The sequence below is a fragment of the Alteromonas sp. Cnat3-28 genome (assembly GCF_022348265.1).
GTDB lineage: Bacteria > Pseudomonadota > Gammaproteobacteria > Enterobacterales > Alteromonadaceae > Alteromonas > Alteromonas macleodii.
Genome location: NZ_JAKREY010000004.1, coordinates 45,583 through 70,766, shown reverse-complemented (window position 1 = coordinate 70,766; position 25,184 = coordinate 45,583). Strand labels below are relative to the sequence as shown.

The window sequence follows — 25,184 nt, the reverse complement described above, 5'->3', positions numbered from 1 at the left end:
GACGTTTTTCCGAAATCACTGATCGGAATCCCGAAATCTTCTTCTTTTTCTCATTAAATCAATTGGTAAGCTCCACTTCATCACTTTATTGAAGGAATGAGCTGCCATGGCGAGAAAGAGAACCGATATGAGAAAGATTAAAGACGTCCTGCGTCTCAAATTCGAAGTAGGATTAAGCCATCGAGACATCGGCCAATGCTTAAGTCTTGGTCCTTCAACCGTGAGTGAAATACTCTCGCGCTTTAAATCCAGTGACTTATCGTGGCCGTTGCCGGAAGCGCTAAACGATAAAACGCTCGAAGCGCAGTTGTATAGCACGGGTCCCGTTCAGCGCCAGAAACCTGCCTGACTTTATGCTAATGCAGCAAGAGTTGAAGCGCAAAGGCATGACTAAGCTCTTGCTGTGGGAAGAATATTGCGCCGAGGATAGTGCGTCAGCCTACGGCTACACGCAGTTCTGCGAGCACTATCAGCGGTGGCTTAAAAAGCAGAAACGCAGTATGCGACAACATCACATCGCAGGCGATAAGTTGTTTATTGACTATTGCGGACCAACGGTACCTATCATCAATCCTGATACGGGCGAAGTTCGTTATCACGCACAAATCTTCGTTGCGACCTTAGGCGCAACCAACTACACCTATGTTGAAGCTGGTCGCTCACAACGTGAAGAAGACTGGATAATGGCGCACGTAAGAACGTTCCGCCACCTTGGCGGTGTACCCCGTTTACTTGTGCCGGATAACCTGAAATCGGCCGTTACCAAAGCCCACCGCTACGCGCCTACGCTAAATGAAAACTATGCCAAAATGGCGCGGCATTATGGCTGTGCCATTGTGCCTGCACGCCCATATAAACCGAAGGATAAAGCCAAAGCAGAAAATGCGGTGCTGATTGTTGAGCGTTGGATATTAATGCGATTGCGACGTGAGAGCTTCTACACCCTAGCGGGTCTAAATGCGCGGATTAAAGTGTTAATGGCAGAGTTAAATAATCGGCCACAACGCTTATACCCAGGCTCTCGTCGTGAACAGTTTGAACTGCTCGATAAGCCAGCCTTAATGCCATTACCTGGCACCATGTATGAGTACATCGACAGTAAATGGGCGAAGGTAGGGCCGGATTACCATGTGTTGTACCAAAAGCATGCTTACTCTGTACCACACACTTTAGTGGGCAACACGGTGACCATAGAGGCAAGTGGCAGTGTGGTCAGCATCTATCATCACAATCAACTGGTAACACAGCACGCTAAATCAGCAAAAGAAGGCGGCTTCTCAACCCAGAAAGAGCATATGCCTAACAGCCATGTAAAACAGCGCTTCAGTGCAGAGCGCTTACTGCATTGGGCTGAGAATATCGGTGTGGGTACGCGCGGTGTAGTGCAGTGGCACATCCATAGTCGTAAACACCCAGAGCAAGCGATTAAGAGCTGCCTGGCCATTTTAAATCTTACTAAACAGCATGGTGCTGCGCGACTCGAAGCGGCTTGCCAAAAGGCGTTGCTGCTAGAACGTCCGCACAGAAGCGTTGTAATGAACTTACTCAAACATCATCAAGAAAGCATACCGAGCACCGCTGTTGAGCAGGATGAGCAGCCTGTTACCCACAACAATATCCGCGGCCAACATTACTATCAATAGGAAAACCCATGACACAATCTCAATTACAAGAGCAACTACGTAGCTTACGGCTTGGGCACTTCGCTCAAGCGTTACAGCAACAACAAAGCCAAGCGACAACTTACGACGAGATGAGCTTCGAAGAGCGCTTAGGATTGCTGGCACAGCATGAAATCCATTGTCGGCAAGACAGCAAAGTAAAGCGTTTACTGCGCCAGGCAACCTTGCGCTTAGAGGCTCATGCCAGCCGATTGGAATACCGTGCAGAGCGCGGTCTACGCAAAGATAAAGTCGCCACACTGCTGTGCGGCCACTACTTGCATCACGCCCATAACATTATCATCACCGGTGCAACGGGGTGCGGTAAAACCTATCTTGCGTGTGCACTCGCCAGACAAGCCTGTGAACAACATCATACGGTGCGATATTACCGACTTGGGCAGCTTCTTGATGAACTGAATATCGGCCACGCCGATGGCAGTTACCGACAACAGCTTGCACAACTAGCGAAGAAAAAGCTGCTCATCCTGGACGACTGGGGAATGGAAAAACTCAGCGCACGTCAGGCTAATGACTTACTTGATGTGATGGAAGAGCGATACCAAAACTCCAGTACCATTATCGCCAGCCAGTTACCCGTTACCGAATGGTACAAACTCATCAGTAACCCCACTGTAGCCGATGCATTACTCGACCGTTTATTGCACAACAGTCATCGAATTGAACTGGCTGGTGAATCGATGAGAAAACTAGACCAATCCGATCACTTACGGTAAAACTGGCAGGGACGAAAAAGAAGAAGAAAAAGCGATCGGATAAAACCGAAACGACCGATCGGATTCACCGAAATACGCAGCATCAGACTGCTAGCTGTGCGCTCTTGGTAATTCAGCAGAATGAAGTTACTCAACGCACTGATTCGACGCAGATCGTTCAATGGGAATTTTAAACTTTTGGCGATCTCATCGGATGCTTTAAATCCTATTATTGGCATTAGTTCGAATGGATTCTCTTGTAGTCGCTCGACAGAAAACTCTCCGAATATGGCCAACGCAGAGTGAGCACCTTTAAACGACAACCCGAGTTGCATTAGCGCTAAAACCAGCTCATTTTCAGTTTTATAAGACTGCCAAAACTCTAAAAGTCTATCCGCAGGCAGTCTTCCAATTACATCTTTCAATTCGGTTAAGTCAGAACAATCTAAGGCATCCAAGAGACGTTGGGGCTCACGATTGAAATGCATCTCTAATTTATTAAGTTTCTTGATTCCCAGCCCCTGTATTTGGTTTACGTTCTGCTTACGTAGGAATTGAAATATGTCACGCTCATCTACATTACAAGGATTCCAGCTTGACGCATCAAGGATATGGCCGTGTTCACTTTTTCTAAGAATTCCTTTAACTGTAATCAAATCTCCAAGTCTGGGGGCGTCAATTTCAGCAGGAAGGTGTACTTCTCGACGCTTTTTATTAAAACTTCCGTTTATCCTAAGTTTCTTGTAGCCAGGAGAAACAGAGGTAACTACTAATCGGATTGTTAACCATCGATTATCCGTCAATTTAATTTCTCATTTTCATCAAACAAGACTATTTTATAGCCCGACGAAATATAGGTATCAGCTTCATTTTTTCGACTTAGAGTTCGTTCTAACTTTTTTATTTCATGGACCAATGAACTATTTTTTGCCTCTGAGCGAAGGAGTAACGACTCTAACCTATGAATTTCTCTATCCTTCTTATCCAGGAACTTCTTGAGTGCCTTCAAATCAGGGTTGTCACTTCGTCGAAGTGAACTCTCATGCGCTGATTCTGAGTCTAGTCCGATATTTTTAATGGCCCATTTCAGCAACTCAATAGTATCTTTCGCCCCCCTCTCCTCGTCGAGAGCTTGTCGATCAAATCCCGCTAGTTCTGCTAAAAGTGACTTGTTGACATCCGTTGTGTTCTTTCGAGCTGGAAGCTTGTGTCCGTTTTCTATGGCGGATTTAAGAAAGGCAACTAGTTTTATCGCATTGTTACTTTTTGCAGTTTGAAGAGCTAATTGAGTGAGCTTATTTTGAGCCATACTTCGCACCCAATTTATTCAAATACTTAAGGAAGTATGTAAGATATTTACTATCACTAATTTTTTTCGGTATCCCTCCAAGTCCATCATCGGCAAGAATTACTTTTGAACTATCGTTTTCGTTTCTCAAGCCGATACCGAACCGTTGCTCTTCCAAGTATTGCAGCAATAGATTGAATGCATGAGCAGTATATTCAAATTCCTTTTTAAAATTGTTTTTCTGCTTTTTTTCAGCGATTTGATCAGAAACTTCAGGTTGATTACAAACAAAACCAGATTGCTTGTAATCATCACTTTTATAGTAAGTAATTTTAGCATTGGCATCTTTCAAGTCTGCCGACGTCCTTTTTAGATTTCCTTTTAAACTAACAATTTCTGCGTCTTTTGCTTCTATTAGCCGTTCAAGCTGATTAGTCGAAAAGTGCTTTGCTGAATCAGAGGAGAGGTACGAGTTTCTTTTCTGAAATTCATCATTTAATTTTGCAATGTAAGATTCTTGACGAGTAATCGTTGTGCGACTACAACCTATGTGTTCGGCACATTCAGCTAACAAATCCTCAAAGCGATCAAATTTCATTCGCTTTGGCAGATAATTAATAAACTCTTCAATTGCGTCTAGCTTTGCTTGTATACGTTTTTGTTGAAATGACTTGAAGTTATTCGTACCTTTCTTAACTCCCATTGGTAAGCCCTTGCAACTGAGGGAGTATTTCCGATTTACTCAATTCATCGAACGTCAGTTTATCTTTACGCATAATTGCAGCTATGTGACCGGCAACCACGTCAATATCGCTGAAGCTCTCTTCACCAAATTGAACACCACCATGCACAAATCTTCTCGCTGCTATTTCAACTTTTGCTAAAAAGTCTCCTGACGTGAATTGCGGGTAAGCTTTGGCGTCAACAAGGCGAGATAGAAAACTCTGAATTTCATCTTCGCAATCCAATGAAATTTTAAATGCATGTCTTAGTAAATCTGGATCTCTACAAACATACTCTCCCTGCCCTTGATCTTTTTTAGCATGCTGCTCAAGAGTATTAACGATAAAAACACAAGCAGATATTTCTAACCTATCATTGGTTAGGCGGTCATCTATGCTTTCTATCGTTTGTGAAGAAACATTCCGATGTATTGCATTTTTCAAAACTCTTTGCTTGTTTTTTGATTCAAATTCTAAGCTACGGGCCTTGGCTTTGAGACCGGGAATGTGGTCAAGACCAAACATTGCTATAGGGCATATAGCACATCGTCGCTCTTCTTTGATTATGTCCAAAACTTCAGCTGGACACATTCCCCCAACCGGGCAAATACAGTCATCATATACAGCGACATCTGCTCTATTCTGAGATTTTCGAAAAATATCTACACCATCTTTGCCGGCATAATCTCCCAATTCGGGAATTTTAATCGAGATCAAGTGCTGAGACTTTATTGCATCATCAGAAGAAGTACCTAGCGCGTCTCTCATTGCCGATCCTTGAGCGCTCGGCTTAATCGCATTGTCACCGTATAATAATTTAGTTTGTCGTTTCAGCTCTCTAAAAGTAAGACCTTTTCTTATTGCTTTGTCTGCTGCTTCTAATCTTTCAAGTCGATCTTGTTCGTACTCCCCCTGTGCGTAATGGTCAACCATACCCGATGCAGACCAACCTTGTTGCTCCATCAGAACAGCATCACGGACGTGAAAACGTCTCATTACGGTAAATGTATTACGCATGGCGTGGGGAGTGTGTACTGGTCGATAGACAATTTCCGATGCTTCTGTTTCATATTCAGTTCCATTTGCATCGAAATATTTTGTGTATATGAATTTGGGGTCACGAGGGTTGTCTTTTCGACCTCCTTCCCTTTGACTATCGATATAGACAAATTGATGGCAGTCATCTGTTCTCCCCTCCGAACGACAAAACTTGTTGTACTCCTTTTCAACGAAGCTCAAAAACTTTAACCAATTCTTGTGATAAACACTGTCGTTAAACGGCTTGTTCGTTTGAGGATTATTGAAGAGAGGAACAATACCTTCAGGATAGGTACCATCGCTATCATTGCCTTCATAATAAATTCTTACAGGACTAGTCGGTATTTGCTCTAATTGAAACTGCTTCTCGCGCAATAGCGTTTTAAATATGTACGAAGGTATAGCCACCTCTCTATGCGGATTAGTCTTGTCTACAGTGATATGTAAATTTGAAAAATACTGTTCCGTAGTAAAATTAAACTGATCAAAAAGTGTGATATCTAACCACTGAGTATTTTGTACACGACTACCGATATGCATCGCAGTACGGAGCATTCTAAAAACACTATTAAAAGCAAAAATACGCTTTTTCCCGCTATCAACAAGCTCGAGAAGACTCAACAACGAAGGAAAAATATCAACAGGAATAACTTTACCATCTATTTTCAACTCGAATGTTTCGTCCCAGTCAGCAGGGATTATCATACCTTCGTTTTTTATGAGTTCACTTCTAAACTTTTCCCCATCGATAGTCCCATTAAGTATCGATTGTTGTATGCGGTAATTTACATTCTCAAATTCATCAAATGCCGCTAATACAAAAGGAATAACCTTTCTAGGGAAAGCAACTTTATCCGTCGGTCTTCGTTTACCAGAGCCTTCTTTGTCATAGTCCTTATTAACAGGGTTATTAAATGATTCATCTATGAGCAAATCATTGAAACTTTCTGCATCGGAATGCTCTGCAATAACGTAATCAAAAAAGTCACTACATTCATTTACAAACGATGATAGCGTTGTTTCCGATCTTCTAAGTTTGTAATACTCCTTCGCAGTTAATGGAGGCTCAGGTTTATTTCTGGCTAACTTTAATGGCTCATTCGACCAAAAAGCCCATCTTTTGAAGTCTGAGATTTTATAAGGGATAAGTATATCCGGGTGATTATTAACTTCTTGATACCAAGGGATATATAGGAATACATAATCCACCAATATTCTAAGTTGGCTTCTCCGAGTCTTAAGCGTCGCGGCAGCCCCTCCTCTAGCACGCCCATGAGCGTCATAATATTCCAGAGCACTGAGCCAATCAGGAAATAACGAATGAATCTTTATGTGTTCACGGCCAGGATAAACGTCGGATTCATGAAGAAAAGCCCACCAGTTTTGACTATGTTTATTTCGTCGCTTTATGCGATTGATGTGTTTCGGAAGGATCTTAACGTACTTCTCGATTTGAGTTCTTGTGGCTAATTGTTTGAGAGCTAGATAATTACTGTTCCGTACGTCATTGCCGTAACGCTTTTGCTTCCCATCCTTGCCATATGATTTGTAGTTAGAGTGGTAGTCAGTTAATTGTTCAATATCGAGCGTGGCTATATGCCCAGTTTTATCTAGATGAATAGCTGCAACAAATGTTTCAAAAGCCCTAAAATTAGCCTCAGAAAACTGACATTTATCAGTATCTAAAACGGCCTTTAACAATCTTTTTAAGTTTGTTTTTGTTTTTTCTGCTCTAAATCCGGAACGAATAGCGTTCCATATATCTTGCAGTGAAACATCCTCGAGGTTTTTCCAATCAGTCATCAATACTAGCCGCTGAGTTTCACTATTAAATTTCTTATCCTTGTATATGAATTTCCAAAGCTTATTTGGAATTAAATTCTCATAATCAAGTTTAGAACCTCGTAAAAAGCTTTGATTGAATCGCCAAGACAAAATAATTTCACGATTTCCCCATAGCCATAAATAAAGTAACCCGCACCCGGCTTTGAAGCTTTTAAAATGACTATCACTAGGAAAAGAAATATTGAGAACTCGTCCCAAGTCCTCCTTTGTTTTAGGTTCTACATACAAAGCTTTGTATAACTCACGAAGGACCTTTTCATTAAAGCAAATTCGGCTAACATGAAATTGAAAAGCATTGCGGCCTATATCGTTTGGGCCAGAAAACGACAAATAGTTATCCGGCACTTTTCCTCTTATAGCTTCCAACTTAATGAGTAGTTGATTCAATAGAATCGAGAATTGTGTGGGAAATAACTCATCATTTATTATGACTAGCTCATCGGAAGTATTAATCACTATTTTAGTCCTTTCTGCGCCTAATCGATTTAAGCAATGAGATTAATCATTCGCCTAAAACCGCAAAATGACGCGTCGGCAAACAGGAGTTGAGTTCAGCAGATTCAGCCAGTTGCATCGCTTTATCCATATGCCATTTAGCCATCATGCTATTCAAACTTTCTGGTTGTTCACCACGTAACTGTCTGTCCAAAATTTCCATTTTCCTTAAAATTTTATCTTCTTTCTGACGCGCATATATTAATGTTGAAAGTGGTGATGCGTGCCCCATCATCAGTTGTACTTCAGAAATTGGTAAACCCATTTCACCGCGCTCGAAGTCAGGAAAATCATTTGTAAGAAATACGCCGTATAAATGCCGAAGGGAGTGCTGAGGATGGACTGGGACTAGCCCGATTCTTGATTGAGCAGCTCTAAACGCGTTATTTAATGTTTTATTATCAGCTTCAAATAGTGGTCTACCATATTCTTCTTCAGTTTCTTTGAGAAAAACTAACCCATCTGGAGAAAATGGCGGTTGGTATCTTAGCTGTAGTAGTGCATCAAATAAGATATCTTTTATGATCGGCAGCAAATAAACATTCGCGGTGGCACGTCCTTTCCACGATAACCTCTGTGAACTATGATAATCATGCGATCCACGCAGGTTATTTGGGTCCACAATGCGAATCCGTTTATTTTCGAAATCTACTAAGTCCCAATTCAGGGCATGCGCTTCACTTTGCCGGAGGCCACCTCCCGATTGTAATGACCAAAGGGCTCTATCACGAATATTGCTAGTATCTAACAATAGATCTTCGATGTGTTCAATCGGGAAATCTTTCGCCGAGCCCTTTTGTTTGCTGTGAGATTTACCTCCTTGCTTAAGACGTGAAACTCTTCGAAATTTTTTAATTTTTCTAAGATTTGCCCCTAGAATTGAATTCTGTTGTATTCGTCTAATTTCATACTTAGAAACGCTTTTTTCACGCTTTAATGCCGCAAATAGTTCTACGTTGTCATCGAGTTTTTCACCTAGTACATCAGCGATATAACTTTTGGTGTTGTTTGCGAGATCAACAGTAAAATCTAGAAAATGGTTTATTGCTGCAATTGCTTCAGCTGTTGACTTAACTGGTTTGCGCCCCAGCGATATCGCGACTTTCTTTAAGTGTTGCTTATCGCTTTTTTCTGCTTTATCTAAAAGTTCAGGGTAATCATGAACGACTTTATTTAATACACTTTCATTTGGAACATCCTCCGAAAGAAATACCCCACACTCGATTAAGTAGTCTATGAAGCGCGCAACGTGTCCTCTATAAGCTATTCTGGTTTTTTGAGATGAATATTTGTTAAAAAGCCTCTCTTCATATTGCGTAAATACATCAATGGGCACCGAATCGGCAGACTCTCTCACGTCAATCAGCCTGGATCTTCCATTTGGCATGGACACCAACAAACAGTTTTTCATTCCTCTCACCCCAAAACTTGCACCATTACAATACTGCAAATATAGCCAACCAAGTTAGATGGGTCAAACTTATTGCAGCATTTAAATACTGCAATAAAATTTGACTATTTCGTTTATGCCGTACAATATAAATGTTGTTTTTAGTAAGTCGTCTAAGAGCCTACCTAGACTCTTGACATTCAACTTACCCACTGATTAATAAGGTAAATTTATGAGTTTTAAACTCAAGGATATTGCCGACATACGCCTTGGTCACCCCTTTAGAGGCTCAATAAAGGGCGACGAGGATGGCGATGTCCATGTGGTTCAAGTACGCGATACCGATGACTCAGGCGAAGTGAATAGTTCGAAATTAGTGAGGACATTTCTAGCAGGGCGTAAAAAGCCGGATTGGTTGCAAACAGGCGATATTTTGTTCGTCGCTAAAGGTGCAAAGCATTATGCCGCGTTCGTTGAAGAAGGTGTGTTACCCGCTAAATCGGTGTGCTCACCCCACTTTTTTTTAGTACGGATAAAACCTAAGAAACATGTCGTCGCTTTACCTGCTTTCATCGCCTGGCAGCTCAACCAAATACCAGCGCAACGGTATTTTTTTAATAGTGCTGAGGGATCGCTTTACGTCAGTATTCGAAAGCAGGTTCTTGAAGATACTCCCTTAGTGTTGCCCAGTATAGAAAGGCAGCGCCAATTAATCTCAATGCAACTATGTGCGTTGAACGAGAAAAAGACATTGCAAAGATTGATTGAAAATAGACAACAACAAATCAATGCCATAGCAAAAAATGAATTAGAGCCGTACGGCGGCACAGACCGAGTTTAGGAAAATAAATGACAGATTCAGTAAGCAACTCAAATGAAATCATTGGACAGGACACCATTGTTCAATCCGACGTAAACAAAGCCGTATGGGCTGCCTGTGACACATTCAGAGGCGCTATCAGTGCCGATACATACAAAGATTTCGTTCTTACCATGTTGTTTCTCAAATACATCTCTGACGTATATCGCGATGAGTACAACAAGCTAACCGAGCAATATGGCGATAACCCAGACCTCATCAATGCAATGATGGGTAAACAGCGCTTTGTTTTGCCAACTGGAACTAACTTTTGGGATTTACATGATCAACGCCACCAGGCTGGCAATGGCCAACGTATAGATCAAGCCCTTCATGCAATTGAAGAAGCCAACGGTGGCAAACTAAAGAATGTGTTTCAGGACATCATGTTCAACACAGACAAGCTAGGCCCCGAAAAGCAAAAGAACGAATTACTGCGTCATCTGTTAGAAGACTTTGCGAAAGCGACATTAGATTTTCGACCAAGCAGAATTGGTGGATTAGACGTTATTGGCAACGCTTATGAATACCTGATTAAGCACTTTGCTGCTGGCAGTGGCCGCTCCGCAGGAGAATTCTATACACCACCAGAAGTTTCTGACTTACTGGCAGCAGTGCTAGACCCGCAAGAAGGCGACCAAATATGTGACCCGGCTTGCGGCTCCGGTTCTTTGCTAATGAAGTGTGGCGCAATAGTACGCAAAAATTCAGGTTCAAAGAAATACGCCCTTTTCGGGCAGGAAGCCATTGGTTCGACCTGGGCCCTAGCCAAAATGAATATGTTCCTTCATGGAGAAGATAACCACCGCATTGAGTGGGGAGACACTATCCGTAATCCACTGTTGAAGGATAAAGACGGTTCAGGCTTACTGCATTTTGATGTAGTGACGGCCAACCCTCCCTTTAGCTTAGAGAAATGGGGCTTCGAAGACGCCGGCAATGATCCTTATGGTCGCTTTAGAAGAGGTATTCCCCCCAAGACCAAAGGTGACTATGCCTTTATCAGCCATATGATAGAAACCCTAAAACCTGATACGGGTCGCATGGGCGTGGTTGTACCTCATGGCGTACTTTTCCGTGCATCATCTGAAGGAAAAATTCGTCAGCAACTGATTGAAGAAAACCTGCTCGATACGGTTATAGGTCTGCCAGAAAAGCTCTTTTTCGGTACAGGTATCCCTGCTGCTATCTTGATTTTCAAGAAACACAAAACCGATAACAACGTACTGTTTATCGATGCTAGCCGTGAGTTTAAATCAGGTAAAAACCAAAACCAGTTAACACCAGACAATATCCAGAAAATCATCCACACATACAAAGCCCGTGAAAACGTCGATAAGTATGCTTATCTCGCTAGCTTCGATGAAATTAAAGAGAACGACTTCAACCTCAATATCCCTCGCTATGTAGATACCTTCGAAGAAGAGGCCGAAATCGATTTGGTCGCCGTGCGTAACGAACGTGTTCAACTGAAAAACGAACTACAAGCCCTTGAAACAGAGATGGAAGGCTACTTAAAGGAGCTAGGTTATGGCTCGTAACTTATCGCCCGAACAAATTCCGCCAGGGTGGACATATCAACTACTAGACAAGGTGACCGAACGGTGTAGTGGGCATACGCCTAGTAAGTCTATCCCTGAATATTGGAATGGCGGAATTAAATGGATATCTCTGGCGGACACCTTTCGGCTGGACAATGGGTATGTGTATGAAACCGACAAAGAAATATCTCACGAAGGAATAAAAAATAGCTCAGCACAATTACATCCTGCGGGAACAGTTGTTTTATCAAGAGATGCAGGAATAGGCAAAAGTGGCGTCATGGCTGAGCCTATGGCTGTTAGTCAACATTTCATTGCATGGAAATGCGATAACCAAGAAAAAATGAATAGTTGGTTTTTATATAACTGGCTTCAATTATATAAAGCTGAATTTGAAAGACAGGCAGTAGGCTCAACTATTAAGACAATTGGTCTGCCTTTTTTCAAAAAGTTAAAGGTTGTCGTTCCTCCGTATGAAGAACAGCGCAAAATCGCCAAAATCCTATTCACTTGGGATAAAACGATTAGCACCACCGAACGCTTAATCGACAACAGCAAGCAGCAGAAAAAGGCCCTGATGCAACAATTGCTCACAGGTAAAAAACGCCTACTAGATGATTCAGGTAAACCATTTGAGGGGGAGTGGACGCAAGTTCACTTAGAAGAAGCCTGTTTTGTAAACCCTAAGAAGCCGCCTAAACCTGATGATGGCCTAGCGTCATTTGTCCCAATGGATGCAGTGTCAGAAGATACCAAGCTCATAAAGTATGAAGTGAAACTATATGATGAAGTTTCAAAAGGCTTTACATCCTTTGTGAATCAAGATTGCCTAGTCGCGAAAATAACTCCTTGTTTTGAAAACGGCAAAGGTGCGTTTGTCGATAATCTGCACAACGGCATAGGCTTTGGCTCAACTGAGTTCCACGTTTTACGATCTAGAGAAGGTAATTGCGCAAAGTTCATTTACTACATAACTCAAACAAGAGAGTTTCGAGTAAGAGGAGAAATGAATATGCAAGGCTCCGCAGGACAAAAGCGTGTTACAACTGACTATTTGAAACTGTTCAATGTAAACATTCCACCGACATTGCTTGAACAACAAAAAGTAGCATCTGTTCTGGATAATGCTGATAAAGAAATAGAACTTTTAGAGCGGCAACTAACCGACTTAAAACAAGAGAAAAAAGCGCTAATGCAGCAGTTGCTAACGGGTAAACGCAGAGTAAAAATCGACGATAAGGAGGTCGTATAATGTCAAAAGGTAAAAATCAACACGTAGTGAAACACCCTGATGGCTGGGCAGTAAAAGGAGCCGGAAATAGCAAAGCTACAAAGGTTACCAATACTCAGCAAGAGGCCATAGTTAGAGCTGAAGAGATAGCCAAAAACCAACAGTCAGATACAAAAATACATGGAAGGGACGGCAAAATCAGAGCGGGCAATAGCTACGGTAATGATCCGCACCCACCAAAAGACAAAAAATAAGGACGTTTATGACTACTTCGGAAATGTTTTCGAGTTTTTTGAGCAATCTCGCTATTGATAATGGTGCGTCAATTACTTCTAAATACGAAGAAATCACATCAGCCCTCAATAAAAAGTTTAGGGACACCGAATCAAAAACAGCCAACAGTTTACAGGTCGGCTCATATGGGCGCTGGACTGGAATTAAAGGAATTTCCGATTTAGACATGCTTTATATCATGCCCGCTTCAAAATGGGCTGATTACAAAAATGGCGGCCAATCCACCTTGCTAGACGATACTCGAGCTGCAATCAAAACCAGATACCCTGCTACAACGGTAACAAAAGACCGATTGGTTGTTCAAGTTGTTTACAATAATTTCATGGTAGAGGTTCAGCCTGTATTTGAACAAAGCGATGGTAGTTTTAAATATCCAGACACATACAATGGCGGCAGTTGGAAAATCACCAAACCTCGAGACGAAATAAGAGCAATGAAAGAATTTGTTGCTCAGAAAAACAAAAATCTTCGAAAACTATGCAAAATGGCTAGAGCTTGGAAAAACAAGCATGGGGTCGGTATGGGGGGATTACTAATTGATACCCTGGCATATAACTTTTTGAAATCCAGAACCGATTACGACAACCGTTCAACGGCGTATTATGACTGGATGTGCCGAGACTTTTTTCTTTACCTCTCAGAAGAGCCAAATAAAGATTACTACCTTGCTTTAGGCAGTAATCAACGAGTAAGCGTTAAAAATAAGTTTCAACGCAAGGCGAAAAAAGCGTATGAACAGTGTTGTGATGCTATCGCCGCTGGTGAAACTAGTTCAGCAAACAAGAAATGGAAAAAAGTATTTGGTCGACCATTCCCTGCTGCCCAAACTGAAGCTAAAGCAGTCAAGGCTTATCGTGATACTGAACAATTTATCGAAGACCTTTACCCATTAGATGTTCGATTCAACTTAAAGCTTGAATGTGAGGTATCACAGAATGGCTTTAGGGTCGAATTACTTCGAAATATGCTTTCCAGACGGCTAAAACTTTCACCTTCCAAAAGACTCGATTTTTACGTCACAGAGATAGATGTTCCGGGTGAATTTACCATGAAGTGGAAAGTGTTAAATCGCGGAGTTGAAGCTGAGCGCAGAGACTGTATCAGAGGGAATATCGTTACTGATGAAGGGTACAGAAAGAAGCGAGAGAGCACCAGTTTCGCTGGTGAACATATAGTTGAATGTTATGCAATTCAAAATGGCGTTGTAGTGGCGAAGGATAGGATTCACGTACCAATCCAGTGAGGTATTTATGGAAAAAAACAATTTACTAAAACACATTGCAGAAACTGGTTATAACGTTGGTTACAGCGCAAAACTCCACTTTGCTAGTTTTGAAATGATAGAGAAGCTGCCCGGGCTGATTAGCTTTCTATCAACGGCTTTCGGTATATATGCGTTGGCGTTTTCTGAGTTATCCACCAAATTCATGTCATGCACACTCTTGGTACTAGGCCTTATCGGTTTATACATAACGATGAAAAATGGTGAAAAAGCAAATTATGAAGAGAAAGGTAAGCTATTAACGGACTTATTCAATGAACTGAAACATCTCTTGGCTGAAGCAGAACAAACATCGTCAGATGCGAATGATATAAAACGTAAACTTCAGGATATTGAGTCTCGGTACAACAAAAGTTGCGCTTCTCACCATGTGATGTTCGCATCGTGGTTTGCACACTATAAGTTTTTTTGGGAACAACAAACTGAATGGATTGAAAAACAGCGTCCATTTGGCTTCTTTAGAGATAAAGTTCCATTAACGCTTTGGTTTTCACTCATCGTCTTAGTGCTCTTAATTGCCTTTAATTGCTCGAGTTTGCTAGACGCTTTTTGCCACCATCTGAACGATAACGGTGGCAGCTAATGAAAGTCACTCATGTAAATTTCAAAGAAGAATTCAGTTCAAAAATCCCTGCACTAGCGCTGCTTAGTAACCTTGGGTACGACTTTATACCCCCAGCTGAATGCGAGCTGTTGCGCGGTATTCAGCTATCAAAGTCGGGAAAAAGTTCATCGCAAGTCATTTTGCAGTCTGTGATGAGAAGCTTTCTTGCCAGGCAGCATTTTTCTTTTGCTGGAAAATCACACCAGTTATCTGAAGATGCCATCGACAAAGTGATGCATGAGCTAAGCCCTGCCATGAATTTAGGATTACAGGGGGCAAATGAAAAGCTTTATAACGCATTGATGTATGGGATAAGCGTGACAGAATTCATTGACGGTAAGAAGGCGTCGATGACTGTTCAGCTAATTGATTGGAAAGAACCCAAGAACAATAGCTTTCACTTTACCGAAGAGATGGTTGTACAGAATGCTGAAGGCACAGGAAATCGCATTCCCGACATCGTATGCTTTGTAAATGGCCTTCCCTTTGTTGTGATTGAGGCAAAGCGACCAGACTCTAACAAAGAAGGTAAATCAACCTGTTTTGAAGCGATATCTCAACATATTCGCAATCAGAAACAAGGTGAGATACCTCACCTTTATGCTTTCAGCCAACTGCTATTAGCGGTTAATGGTTATGATGGGTTGTATGCAACGTGTGGAACACCGGAAAAGTTTTGGGCGAAGTGGAAAGAGGAAACGATTCCTGAGACAGAGTTTGTTCGTCTCAAAAATAAAAAGCTGGAATCTGACAAACTTGATAGTCTTTTTTCACACCGAACCCGAGCGGCAAAAGATGACTACTTATCGCTTGTTCACGCAGGAGATTTAACGGTAACGGACCAGGATAGATTGATTGTCAGTTTACTTTCTCCTGAGCGTTTATTAGAGATGGTCCGGTTGTTTGTTTTGTTCGACAAGAAAGCCGGAAAAATTGTTGCTCGCTATCAGCAAGTCTTTGGCATTAAAGCCATGCTTGAACGTATTAACACCTTTGATGAAAAAGGGGCTCGGGAAGGCGGTGTAATCTGGCATACCACTGGTAGCGGTAAGTCATTCACCATGGTGTTCTTATCAAAGGCTCTGATTTGGCTGGAGTCGTTAGCCAATTGCCGTGTAATTGTCGTCACTGACCGGGTAGATTTAGAAGATCAGCTTAGCCGCACTTTTTCTTCTGGTGGTGTACTCACCGACAGAGATAAGAAGTCTGCTATGGCGACCTCAGGTCGTCGTCTTGCTGAGCAAATTGGTACAGGGAATGAACGGGTCATATTCTCCATTATCAATAAATTTGGCTCCGCAATTAAACACAAAATTTGTTTTAACGACAGCCCAAATATTCTCGTTCTGATAGATGAAGGCCACCGCAGCCAGAACGGTGAAAATAATATCCGCATGCAGCAGATGCTGCCCAAAGCGTCCTTCATCGCCTTTACCGGTACACCATTACTGAAAGACGATAAAACCGAAAATAAATTCGGCAAAATCATCCATTCATACACAATGCAGCAAGCTGTTGAAGACCAAACAGTAACTCCTTTGCTTTATGAAGAACGTATTCCTGAGCTAAACGTGAATGACAAAGCAATAGATGCCTGGTTTGACAGAAGTACAAGCAAACTTACCGACGAACAAAGAGCAGATCTCAAACGGAAGTTTTCACAGAAAGGTCAGATATATCAAACAGAAGGGCGTATTGACCTGATTGCTTACGATATCTCTGACCATTTCCAGAACTTCAAGCGTCAAGGATTGAAGGGCCAGTTGGCTTGCGATTCTAAAGCCTCTGCAATTCGTTACAAAGAAGCTTTAGATAAAATAGGCAAACTAACGTCTGTTGTAGCGATGTCTTCTCCTGATACCCGTGAAGGCCATGATGCAGTAGATAAGGAAAGTAAAGACATTGTTCAAAACTGGTGGAAAAGTAATGTGGGTTCGAATGATGAAAAAGCCTACACAAAAGCCATTATTGAAGAATACGGGCGTGATGACGGCCCCGATTTAATGATTGTTGTCGATAAGCTGCTTACTGGATTTGATGAACCTAAAAATACGGTGCTTTATATTGATAAACCGTTGAAAGAGCATAACCTCATCCAAGCGATTGCCCGAGTTAACCGATTACATAGTAAAAAGCAGTTTGGCTATCTCATCGACTACCGAGGCATCTTAAAAGAGCTCGATACAACAATCGAAAAATACCAGGACCTCGCAGAACGCACTCAGGGCGGGTTTGATATTGACGACCTTAAAGGTCTGTATAATCGAATGGACACCGAGTATAAAAAGCTTCCGGGCCTGCACAATGATTTGTGGCAGATATTTAGTGCAGTTAAAAACAAACAAGATGGTCCGGCTTTACGTCAGGTTCTTGCCCCTAAAATTGAAGATGTCGAAGGTCAGTTAGTTGATAATAATCTGAAAAAACGAGACGACTTTTACTCTGCTCTGACAGCATTTTCGAACTGTATGAAAGTAGCCTTACAATCAGCGACTTACTTTGAAGATAAATCATTCGAAAGTAAGCGAGAGCTATTTAAAAATGACTTAAAAATGTTCGTCGCTCTTAGAAAGCAAGTACGTGAGGACGCGAACGAAACCATCGATTACGATGAGTATGCCGAAGATATTAAGAGCCTGTTGGATAAGCATATCGCTGGTATTGAGATTAAGGAGCCTGACGGCGCATATTTGGTCGGTAATCTTGGGAAAAATGTAAAGCCCACTGATATGACGGATGATGAAGCCCGTAACCAGACGGATAAAATCACCGGTCGCATTACTAAAATGATCGAGCAAGATTTAGCCGATGATCCATACGCACAAGAGTATTTCTCAAAGCTTTTGAAAAAGGCAATTGAAGACGCAAAAGCGATGTTTGATGCCCCGGTTAAACAGTACATCTTATTCGCTGATTTCGAACAGGATGTAAAAGATCGCAAAGTTCCGGATATGCCGGAGGCCTTCCACGATGAAAATGGCAAACTCAATAAACACGCTCAAGCCTATTATGGGCTATTTCAACACCTTTTCGGTAAAGATTACTTTAGCGATAAAGGGATTAGTGATGAACAGCTAACCCAATATGCGTTCAGCATTGATGAAGTGGTTAACAATGCTGTCGCAGAGTACTCAATTAATCCTTCTGAAATCGACAATGCGATTAGCATGAAATTGTTGCCAATGTTGTTTGCAGATTTAGGGGTTCAGGATGCCCAGCGCTACATAGAGGAAGTACTCAAAATTACTCGCCTCGGGATTTCGCGTAGTTAAGCCGTTGTAGAAATGATAAAGAAAGCTATCTCAGCAGAGATTCAAAAGAGTACGTGTGAAACCGGTGTGTTCGCCTATGGTGGTGAGATTATTCATTACGACATTATCCGCAGAGCCATAGCGAGCACTTCACGGACCAGAAAAGTTGTGATCAAAGTTCACCCAGATCAGCGCGTAGTTGCCACTGTTCCTGACGATGCCACTACTGAGTCCATCAATAATGCCGTACTGAAACGCGCCAGATGGATTTGGGATAGCATTCGAGAATTCGCTTCTCAAAAGGACTATGTGTTTGAGAAACAGTACATAAGTGGCGAACCTATGTTTTATCTGGGTAAGAGATATATGCTCAAGGTTATCGAAGACAGTGAACTGGTCCCGAGTGTAAAGTTATCCAGAGGAAAACTGAACGTAACGCTGAAGGCAAATATGCCTAATAAACAGCAAAACGTTAAGGGTCTTTTGAATACCTGGTATAAACATAAAGCAAAAGTAACCTTTCATGAGCGTTTAAATGAGATGTTACTTAAAGCCACTTGGGTAGAAGGTCTGCCGCGATTCCGAATAATGGCCATGAAAACACAATGGGGCAGCTGCTCTACCCAAGGAAATTTGATGTTAAACCCTCACCTGGTAAAGGCGCCTAAAGAGTGCATTGACTATGTAATTTTACACGAGCTTTGCCATATCGCCGAACATAACCACAGTGAGAAGTTTTGGCGTTTGCTGACACAAGTAATGCCCAACTGGAAAGAAGTTAAAGCCAAGTTAGACGATATGGCAGAGTTGTATTTGAATGAATAGTTCTAAAATAATTTAGTGTGATTAATGACACTGGTAGTCATTTTATCTTGTAGATCATTTAGAAGAGTGTTTATCAATACGCTTGTAACTAATGTTGCATTATGATTATTGATTTATAAAGAAGGTTTCAGGAATAAGTGATAAGCCGGCTTTGGCGGATTAACACAAAGTCAGATTTTCTCCCCATATCCGGTGCGTTACTTCCGAACTAAGATAAACGCTCCAATCGTCCGTTTTCGTCCTTTAGTACTTTATCCAAATTGCCAGTTTTCCCATGTATAGCAATATGTTGGTTAGTTTGCTATTAATAGTGAAAGTATAAAAGCGATTCATACCTTGGCAGAAAAATGCGTAAATCTCGCATTCTTAAATGTTAAGGGTCAGGATATAAATTCTCGATGGTAAGTAAATTGATAGAGCAAAAGCCAAAATTTTATGGGTGGACATATATTGCTTTTGTAATCACCTACTTTTTTATTTATCTAACGTTTCATAGTGTTTTGGGATTGTCTGATTCTTGCGTAGATAGCGTATATCTAAGTTTGGTGACTATTACTACGCTAGGATTTGGTGATATCACACCAACGACAGATATTGGGAAAATAGTCGTATCTTCACAGGCTTTTTTCGGAGTTATGGTTCTAGGGTTATTCTTGAATTCCCTTTCGCACGAAAGAAGCAAATCTCTCTCTGACACGGAGAAGGAAATTGAAGCAGCTAGAAAGGAAGAGTTGAGGAAGAGCTTAGAAATGCATTCTTGTTTATTACTAGATGTGTTCAAGTCTGCAAACCCTTTCGCCTGGGATAAGCATGCAAAATTTAGTGCGCCAATGGACGATCTCGAAGATTTCTGTAGGTCAACTTACTCAACAATTAATACCCCAAAAAGCAAAATTGGCCCGGTGAATACAAAAATGCTTCTTGAAACTGTGCATCAGAATTACGATACACTTTTAAGTCTAACGCCTGTTGCGGCTGAAATTTCGAGCGAGTACTTATTAGAGTGGAGTTCACTTCTTAGCAATGTCAGGAATCTCAAGCAGCAGTATGAAAGAACGCAGGAAATAGTTGCAGAGGATGGCTCTATTCACTGGCCTTCAAATGATGACATCTGTTGGCAGGTTCAAGGACTTATCCAAGCTAGTCTATTCATAAGTAAGAGAGAAAAAATCCCGAACAAGTCGAGCTAATGGACGTAGAAAAGCTGCGCGCCTGCTTGAGGCGTTGAAATCGTCTTGTTCCAAAGCATCATGAGTGCATATACATGACCAAATATAAAGATCCTTTTAAGGATATTCGCGCATCACTTACTTTCATGTCAGACCCTTTAAAAGAACATCGCGAGATGCTGGCCTCGATTTCTGACCCCATTAAAGATCTTAGAGCAAATATGGCGTTGATATCAGACCCTCTGAAAGAGCATCGCGATATGATGGCTTCGATTTCTGACCCCATGAAAGATCTTAGAGCAAATATGGCCTTGATGTCAGACCCTCTGAAAGAGCATCGCGATATGATGGCTTCGCTTTCTGACCCTATGAAAGATCTTCGAGCAACTATGACTTTGATGTCAGATCCTCTGAAAGAGCATCGTGAGATGATGGCTTCGATTTCTGACCCCATGAAAAGTCTTCGAGACTCTATGACGTTGGCGGCAGACCCTCTAAAAGAACATCGCGAGATGCTGGCTTCGATTTCTGACCCTATGAAAGATCTTCGAGACTCTATGACGTTGGTGGCAGATCCTCTGAAAGAACATCGCGAGATGCTGGCTTCTTTTTTAAATCCGATGAAAGAGCTACGAAAATCGATTGCTCTAATATCTGATCCATTTTCAGAAATACAAAAAACTATAACTGATAGCGCGTCACTTAAATCAATAAGGGATATTGCATTTGAAGTCCGACCTGATATAGAAATAGATAGTCAAGGTACAATTACTCTAGCTACCAAGCGTATAGCTGCATCTGAGCTTCAAGAACTATCAGATAATATATTTCAAAATTCATCGTTGACAGAAACAAGTTCATTAGAAGAGTCTATAAATAATTTAGTCAATGAAATACGGAATCAAAAAGACCCGTTAATTCAAAAAATATTGATGTGCTTTATATACCCATTAATAATCATAGTAATTGCATCATTTATTAACCCGGTTGTAGATCATCACGTTAAGTCATATTTAAATTCAGACAAGAGAGCGCTAACAAAAGAGTTGAAAGCTACTGTAAACGCCACCGTTGACAATAAAGACGTCCTCAAATCACTAAGATATGTGTCAGCCGATGTCTTAAATGTAAGAGCTTCTGCTACGGTAAAATCAGAAACAATAGGCTATTTACGTTTTTCTTCTACAGTATTGGTTATCGAAAAAAGAAAAAACTGGACTCTAGTTGAATGGCATGATCCTGAAACGGAAGCTCAGATCACAGGCTGGGTTTTTACAAGGTATCTTGAGAGATTCAGGTGAAGCTAACAAAGTGAAGTGCATACTTGGATTAGATAAGGTGTAGCGGACACAGTGGCTCATACCTAATTTGGCACTTTACATTAACGATCTTGACTTGCCCTGACAGTCGATATTAGACAAACTTCGGACGGTCGAGCACTGCTAGCATTTTTGCATATACACGGGATGATTATCGTAGAGCACTCGCCTACAGCTCTGGCAGCGCGTTTTCTAGAGGATGGAGAGATCCTGTCTCTGCGACAATCAGTAAACGCGCAAGGTCATATCTGATATGCGCCCGACGCTCAATGGACCATAGCTGTTTCAACCATACTGTTGCTTCCCTTTTATATTTAGGATCTGAGCGTGAAATCGCCAGACCGGCCGTCATGATTATCGCTTCCCTTTTGGCAGCATCCTTGGGTGTACGGCCAATGTCCCTTGCTGCACGTTTAGCGCGGTCTGTTGGATGTAGAGGTCCCGATAATGCGATTACAGCATTGGCCACGTTTATCAACGAACTGGGAGCGACCTCGAAGCTAAGAGCATCACGGAGACCTCGCTCCAACATCGGAAGTGTCGAGTTAATTACAATTCTTTTATCATTGTGCTGATTTACAGCAAGCTTTGCTAAGATGATAAGGTCATCAAGACCGAAGCCTGCGTGCAGTTCAGTTGTGTCAGTTAAGTCCCCCCGATCCTCGGGCGTAAACACAAAATGATTGTCCAGCAGATGTCCTGCCACCTCCTCCAAAAAAACAAAGGCGCTACTTGGAAGAGATACGTCCGATTCGGCTGCTATCGCCCAGAGAGCTGCTAAAGCTTGCTTCTCGTAGGGAAACTTAGCTTCTACATTGATATTCTCCATTATGTTCAGGAGGCGAACCCGGTCTGCGTCATCAAGGTGGTCGACGTTTGCCAGAAGAATTGTAAGTGCGAGTTGCAAATCCTCTTTTCTCCTCTCCTTGAAACTCATTTCAGCAAAATCCAGCAATTGGTTTCGCGCTTGGAAAGAGAATTTTTGGACAGGAGCAATGCGGCGAAGCCAGCCTCCAAGTTCAGTTAGCGCGAATCTTGTGTCGCTTGCGTTACCGAAAAATTCTGCCCATATCAGAACTTTATCGACTATTTCCTGAGGAAGCCTTCCACTTTCGGCAAGAATCGACAGCACCTCTCGTTCATGCATCCTAGCTGGTTGGCTATGCCACCAATTAAGAACGGCTTTCGGGTAAGCCTCGCCAGGCAACACCGCAATCGCTGGTGCAAGCCAATTTCCACATTCCTCCAAAAGCTTCGGTAGATTATTGGCAATCAGCCTATCGTCCACGTCTTGTGCTATGGATTTTGCGAACGACACCAATGCATCTATTTCATTCCGGGTGGGGCGTTCTTCAAACCGAAAAGCGATCCTATCGTTGATGGAAATATCAGAATTGCCGAGGATATTTTCGTAGCGTGTTTCCCATGTGAGATGCGCAGCTCTAAACTCTTCTGCGGTTCGGAGCAAGAAAGCGCTGTCAAGTGAAGGGTCCATCCTAGAAGCCCGTGACAGTACAAGTAGACGCATGGCACGGTCTGATGGAGACGCTGTCTGCGTCTCCATATCTATCGCTAAAATTTTAGCTTCCTCTTCTGGCAACTCACAACCGATTCCATCAGCGTATTCATCTTTTTTCAAATTCCAAACTTGCTCAGCTATGGCATGGTCATTAAATAAATGAACCATATCTAGCGCGAGGGATACTGATGCATTCGATGCCGTACGGCCGATACCTAAATAACCTCGCGTCGTCAATTCGGTCTCGCTTTCTATGAGACCGAGATAAGCCCGCCATCTGAGGCTTTCGTTGTCGCGAAGATAGAGTTCCGCGATTGGCTTTGACCAACGGCTAACACCATTAAAAAGTCCTGGCCAAGGATGGATGGCGTCTTCCTCATTGATGATACTGGAAACACTAGGTACCGTATTCTGATCTTTGATGGCTCTTTCATTGAAGGGCAGTTCCACACGAAGAGAAAAGGCTCCGATATTGGTGAGCGATTGGGCTTTTGGGCCATAGCGGAGCTCGAGGCGTCCCTCATCATTGAAAGCAGGTCGCCAAGTTGCTATGAATACGATTGTGTAGAGAGTGATCGCTATAACGATCGAGGCCGACAAAATCTGCCTAGTTCTAAGAATAAGTGCATCGATAGTGCTGAGGTTACGTTGCGATTGAAAGGACCTTTTGCTCGCCAGCAGGATGGGTTCCTTTGACAACAACCACTGAGTAGGGCTTTGAAGCACGCCGCGCTTGAGCGCGTAAATATGTGTCACGACAGTTTCAGTAGCAGCCTTGAAAAGTTCATCTGGACAAATAGAACCTTCAACCGTACTTGAATGCCACGCTTTTATAAGCGCATCGCCAAAACTTGTGCGGGAGAGAAATGCGTCTTCCCAACTTCGTTGGTTGACGTCGCATGAAGTGACCACCCTAACAGATCGCTTTTTATCTATAGGTCGCCGAGCAAATTCATGTGCAAAGAGACCACTATGACACGTATCAATCAGGACGATTAGATGCTGTGCTTGAATTGGGACAAGGTATTCAATGATCGCGTCCGTCGACCATGATGCCCCCTCAACTGATCCAGACACGTATTGAAAAGTACCATCAACAACACGGCCATGTCCTGCGATGTAAACGATAGCAAGGCTATAGGGCACAGTATGAACTGAATGATGTCCAATTAACGGATGGGTTACCTCTGTGTCTACAAGCAAACTATGCTGGCTATTCTCATCAGACCAGATTGCTTTAAATAGATTGTGGAGTTCGAACGCCGTACGGGCTGCGAAATGCAAGGGCTGTTCACCAGCGCGCAGAGCTTTTGGATGATAATTAGATACGCCAGCACATAGGGTCAAAACCCGTGTGGTGATTGTCTTCACCAACCAAGAAAATCTCTAATAGAAGGCTCCAGGACACCCATTCCGCCCTTTTGCCTTGGCAACGTTTTGGCCATTTTCTCAAGTATTAGAGGTGCTGCAAGACCGATTTGAAAGGTGACCAATGCAGAGGAGCCTGGACCTAGCTGAAGCCAAGCTAGGAGACCACCTAGGCAGATCATTCCCGCAGTGATAAACCAGTAAAACAAAGAAGTCGCATAATGCGGCACATTGGGATTAGTTCTAAGACTGTACCAATGAAGAATTTCGTTCGCACTACCGCCGAGTGAGCCAACAATGAAAACCATCCAATCTTCAGTCAGCATCATAGAGGTTCCTTAACTGTGTTTAATGTCCCGTGTTCTATATATGATATGCATCTTTCCAACATGGTTATATTAACTCAGTTTTCCGAGTGAATCGAGGCCGTCAGTATCCCTTGGTAATCACACTAATCCAGATAGGGACAGTTTATTCGAAATATTTAGAGTTGAGCGTTTCGACTCTAGTCAATGAACCGTGTCCTTCGATTTGTTCATCGCTTAATGTCTGATCTTCATATTTCTCAAGTTTAATTGAATTATTATCTTTCATGACGGTGCACAGCAAAATATCACCGATGCTTAGCTTACTATCCTGACAAAGTTCATCTGGGAGAGGAATCGCCCCGTTTTTACCAACAGTCACAATCATAATTTAACCTATGTTTATACCGTTTAACTTTTATGATATTTCAACTTCCTGAACTTCTTGCTTTTGGCACAAAG

Annotated in this window: 19 protein-coding genes and 1 pseudogene; 12 read left to right on the top strand and 8 right to left on the bottom strand. The window is 42.2% G+C overall.

Features of this window, described 5'->3' with window-relative positions; translation table 11 throughout:
- The first annotated feature begins 106 nt into the window (after positions 1-106).
- Positions 107-1,643: pseudogene (istA, locus tag MHM87_RS05700) on the top strand (IS21 family transposase).
- Positions 1,644-1,651: 8 nt separating this feature from the next.
- Complete coding sequence (gene istB, locus MHM87_RS05695; protein WP_053103831.1) at positions 1,652-2,398, top strand: IS21-like element helper ATPase IstB; 747 nt, start codon at positions 1,652-1,654, stop codon at positions 2,396-2,398.
- On the opposite strand, the gene MHM87_RS05690 is transcribed toward istB, so the two are convergent.
- From MHM87_RS05690 to MHM87_RS05670, 5 genes are read right to left on the bottom strand one after another with little or no spacing between them, the layout of a single operon-like run.
- Positions 2,386-3,180: a helix-hairpin-helix domain-containing protein gene (locus MHM87_RS05690; protein ID WP_239258031.1), complete on the bottom strand. Its 795-nt coding sequence runs from the start codon at positions 3,178-3,180 to the stop codon at positions 2,386-2,388. The genes istB and MHM87_RS05690 overlap by 13 nt on opposite strands.
- Entirely contained in the window at positions 3,177-3,686 is a 510-nt protein-coding gene (locus tag MHM87_RS05685; RefSeq protein WP_239258030.1) for a hypothetical protein, read from the bottom strand. The genes MHM87_RS05690 and MHM87_RS05685 overlap by 4 nt, the downstream gene beginning before the upstream one ends.
- Positions 3,673-4,368 (bottom strand): hypothetical protein, encoded by a 696-nt coding sequence (locus tag MHM87_RS05680; protein ID WP_239258029.1) that lies wholly within the window; start codon positions 4,366-4,368, stop codon positions 3,673-3,675. The genes MHM87_RS05685 and MHM87_RS05680 overlap by 14 nt, the downstream gene beginning before the upstream one ends.
- On the bottom strand, positions 4,358-7,726 hold the full coding sequence (locus tag MHM87_RS05675; RefSeq protein ID WP_239258028.1) for a hypothetical protein: 3,369 nt from the start codon (positions 7,724-7,726) through the stop codon (positions 4,358-4,360). The genes MHM87_RS05680 and MHM87_RS05675 overlap by 11 nt, the downstream gene beginning before the upstream one ends.
- Before the next feature lie 46 nt (positions 7,727-7,772).
- Positions 7,773-9,176: a tyrosine-type recombinase/integrase gene (locus MHM87_RS05670; protein WP_239258027.1), complete on the bottom strand. Its 1,404-nt coding sequence runs from the start codon at positions 9,174-9,176 to the stop codon at positions 7,773-7,775.
- 211 nt (positions 9,177-9,387) lie between these two features.
- Here MHM87_RS05670 and MHM87_RS05665 point away from each other — a divergent pair, with 211 nt between their 5' ends.
- The 10 genes from MHM87_RS05665 to MHM87_RS05620 all read left to right on the top strand — a co-directional run bounded on the left by MHM87_RS05665 (position 9,388) and on the right by MHM87_RS05620 (position 21,512).
- Positions 9,388-9,996: a restriction endonuclease subunit S gene (locus MHM87_RS05665; RefSeq protein ID WP_239258026.1), complete on the top strand. Its 609-nt coding sequence runs from the start codon at positions 9,388-9,390 to the stop codon at positions 9,994-9,996.
- Between the two features lie 8 nt (positions 9,997-10,004).
- On the top strand, positions 10,005-11,555 hold the full coding sequence (locus MHM87_RS05660; RefSeq protein ID WP_239258025.1) for a type I restriction-modification system subunit M: 1,551 nt from the start codon (positions 10,005-10,007) through the stop codon (positions 11,553-11,555).
- On the top strand, positions 11,545-12,807 hold the full coding sequence (locus tag MHM87_RS05655; protein ID WP_239258024.1) for a restriction endonuclease subunit S: 1,263 nt from the start codon (positions 11,545-11,547) through the stop codon (positions 12,805-12,807). The genes MHM87_RS05660 and MHM87_RS05655 overlap by 11 nt, the downstream gene beginning before the upstream one ends.
- Positions 12,807-13,040, top strand: a complete 234-nt coding sequence (locus tag MHM87_RS05650; protein WP_239258023.1) for a DUF2188 domain-containing protein — start codon at positions 12,807-12,809, stop codon at positions 13,038-13,040. Before MHM87_RS05655 ends, MHM87_RS05650 begins: the two co-directional genes overlap by 1 nt.
- Before the next feature lie 8 nt (positions 13,041-13,048).
- Entirely contained in the window at positions 13,049-14,323 is a 1,275-nt protein-coding gene (locus tag MHM87_RS05645) for a nucleotidyltransferase (protein WP_239258022.1), read from the top strand.
- A 7-nt stretch (positions 14,324-14,330) separates the two neighbouring features.
- On the top strand, positions 14,331-14,945 hold the full coding sequence (locus tag MHM87_RS05640; RefSeq protein ID WP_239258021.1) for an SLATT domain-containing protein: 615 nt from the start codon (positions 14,331-14,333) through the stop codon (positions 14,943-14,945).
- Complete coding sequence (locus MHM87_RS05635; protein ID WP_239258020.1) at positions 14,945-18,238, top strand: HsdR family type I site-specific deoxyribonuclease; 3,294 nt, start codon at positions 14,945-14,947, stop codon at positions 18,236-18,238. Before MHM87_RS05640 ends, MHM87_RS05635 begins: the two co-directional genes overlap by 1 nt.
- Positions 18,239-18,250: 12 nt before the next feature.
- Positions 18,251-19,042 (top strand): SprT family zinc-dependent metalloprotease, encoded by a 792-nt coding sequence (locus tag MHM87_RS05630; protein ID WP_239258019.1) that lies wholly within the window; start codon positions 18,251-18,253, stop codon positions 19,040-19,042.
- 398 nt (positions 19,043-19,440) lie between these two features.
- Positions 19,441-20,232, top strand: a complete 792-nt coding sequence (locus MHM87_RS05625) for a potassium channel family protein (RefSeq protein ID WP_239258018.1) — start codon at positions 19,441-19,443, stop codon at positions 20,230-20,232.
- Between the two features lie 74 nt (positions 20,233-20,306).
- Positions 20,307-21,512, top strand: coding sequence for an SH3 domain-containing protein (locus MHM87_RS05620; protein ID WP_239258017.1), 1,206 nt, complete (start codon positions 20,307-20,309; stop codon positions 21,510-21,512).
- Between the two features lie 187 nt (positions 21,513-21,699).
- Here the strand turns inward: MHM87_RS05620 and MHM87_RS05615 are convergent, their stop codons facing one another.
- The 3 genes from MHM87_RS05615 to MHM87_RS05605 form a co-directional block, all read right to left on the bottom strand.
- Positions 21,700-24,420 carry a hypothetical protein gene (locus tag MHM87_RS05615; RefSeq protein WP_239258016.1) on the bottom strand — a complete coding sequence of 907 codons (2,721 nt, stop codon included), beginning with the start codon at positions 24,418-24,420 and terminating at the stop codon, positions 21,700-21,702.
- Complete coding sequence (locus MHM87_RS05610; protein WP_239258015.1) at positions 24,417-24,746, bottom strand: hypothetical protein; 330 nt, start codon at positions 24,744-24,746, stop codon at positions 24,417-24,419. Before MHM87_RS05610 ends, MHM87_RS05615 begins: the two co-directional genes overlap by 4 nt.
- A gap of 142 nt (positions 24,747-24,888) precedes the next feature.
- A complete protein-coding gene (locus MHM87_RS05605; RefSeq protein ID WP_239258014.1) occupies positions 24,889-25,110 on the bottom strand; it encodes an AbrB/MazE/SpoVT family DNA-binding domain-containing protein in 222 nt (73 codons plus the stop codon).
- Between the last annotated feature and the right edge of the window lie 74 nt (positions 25,111-25,184).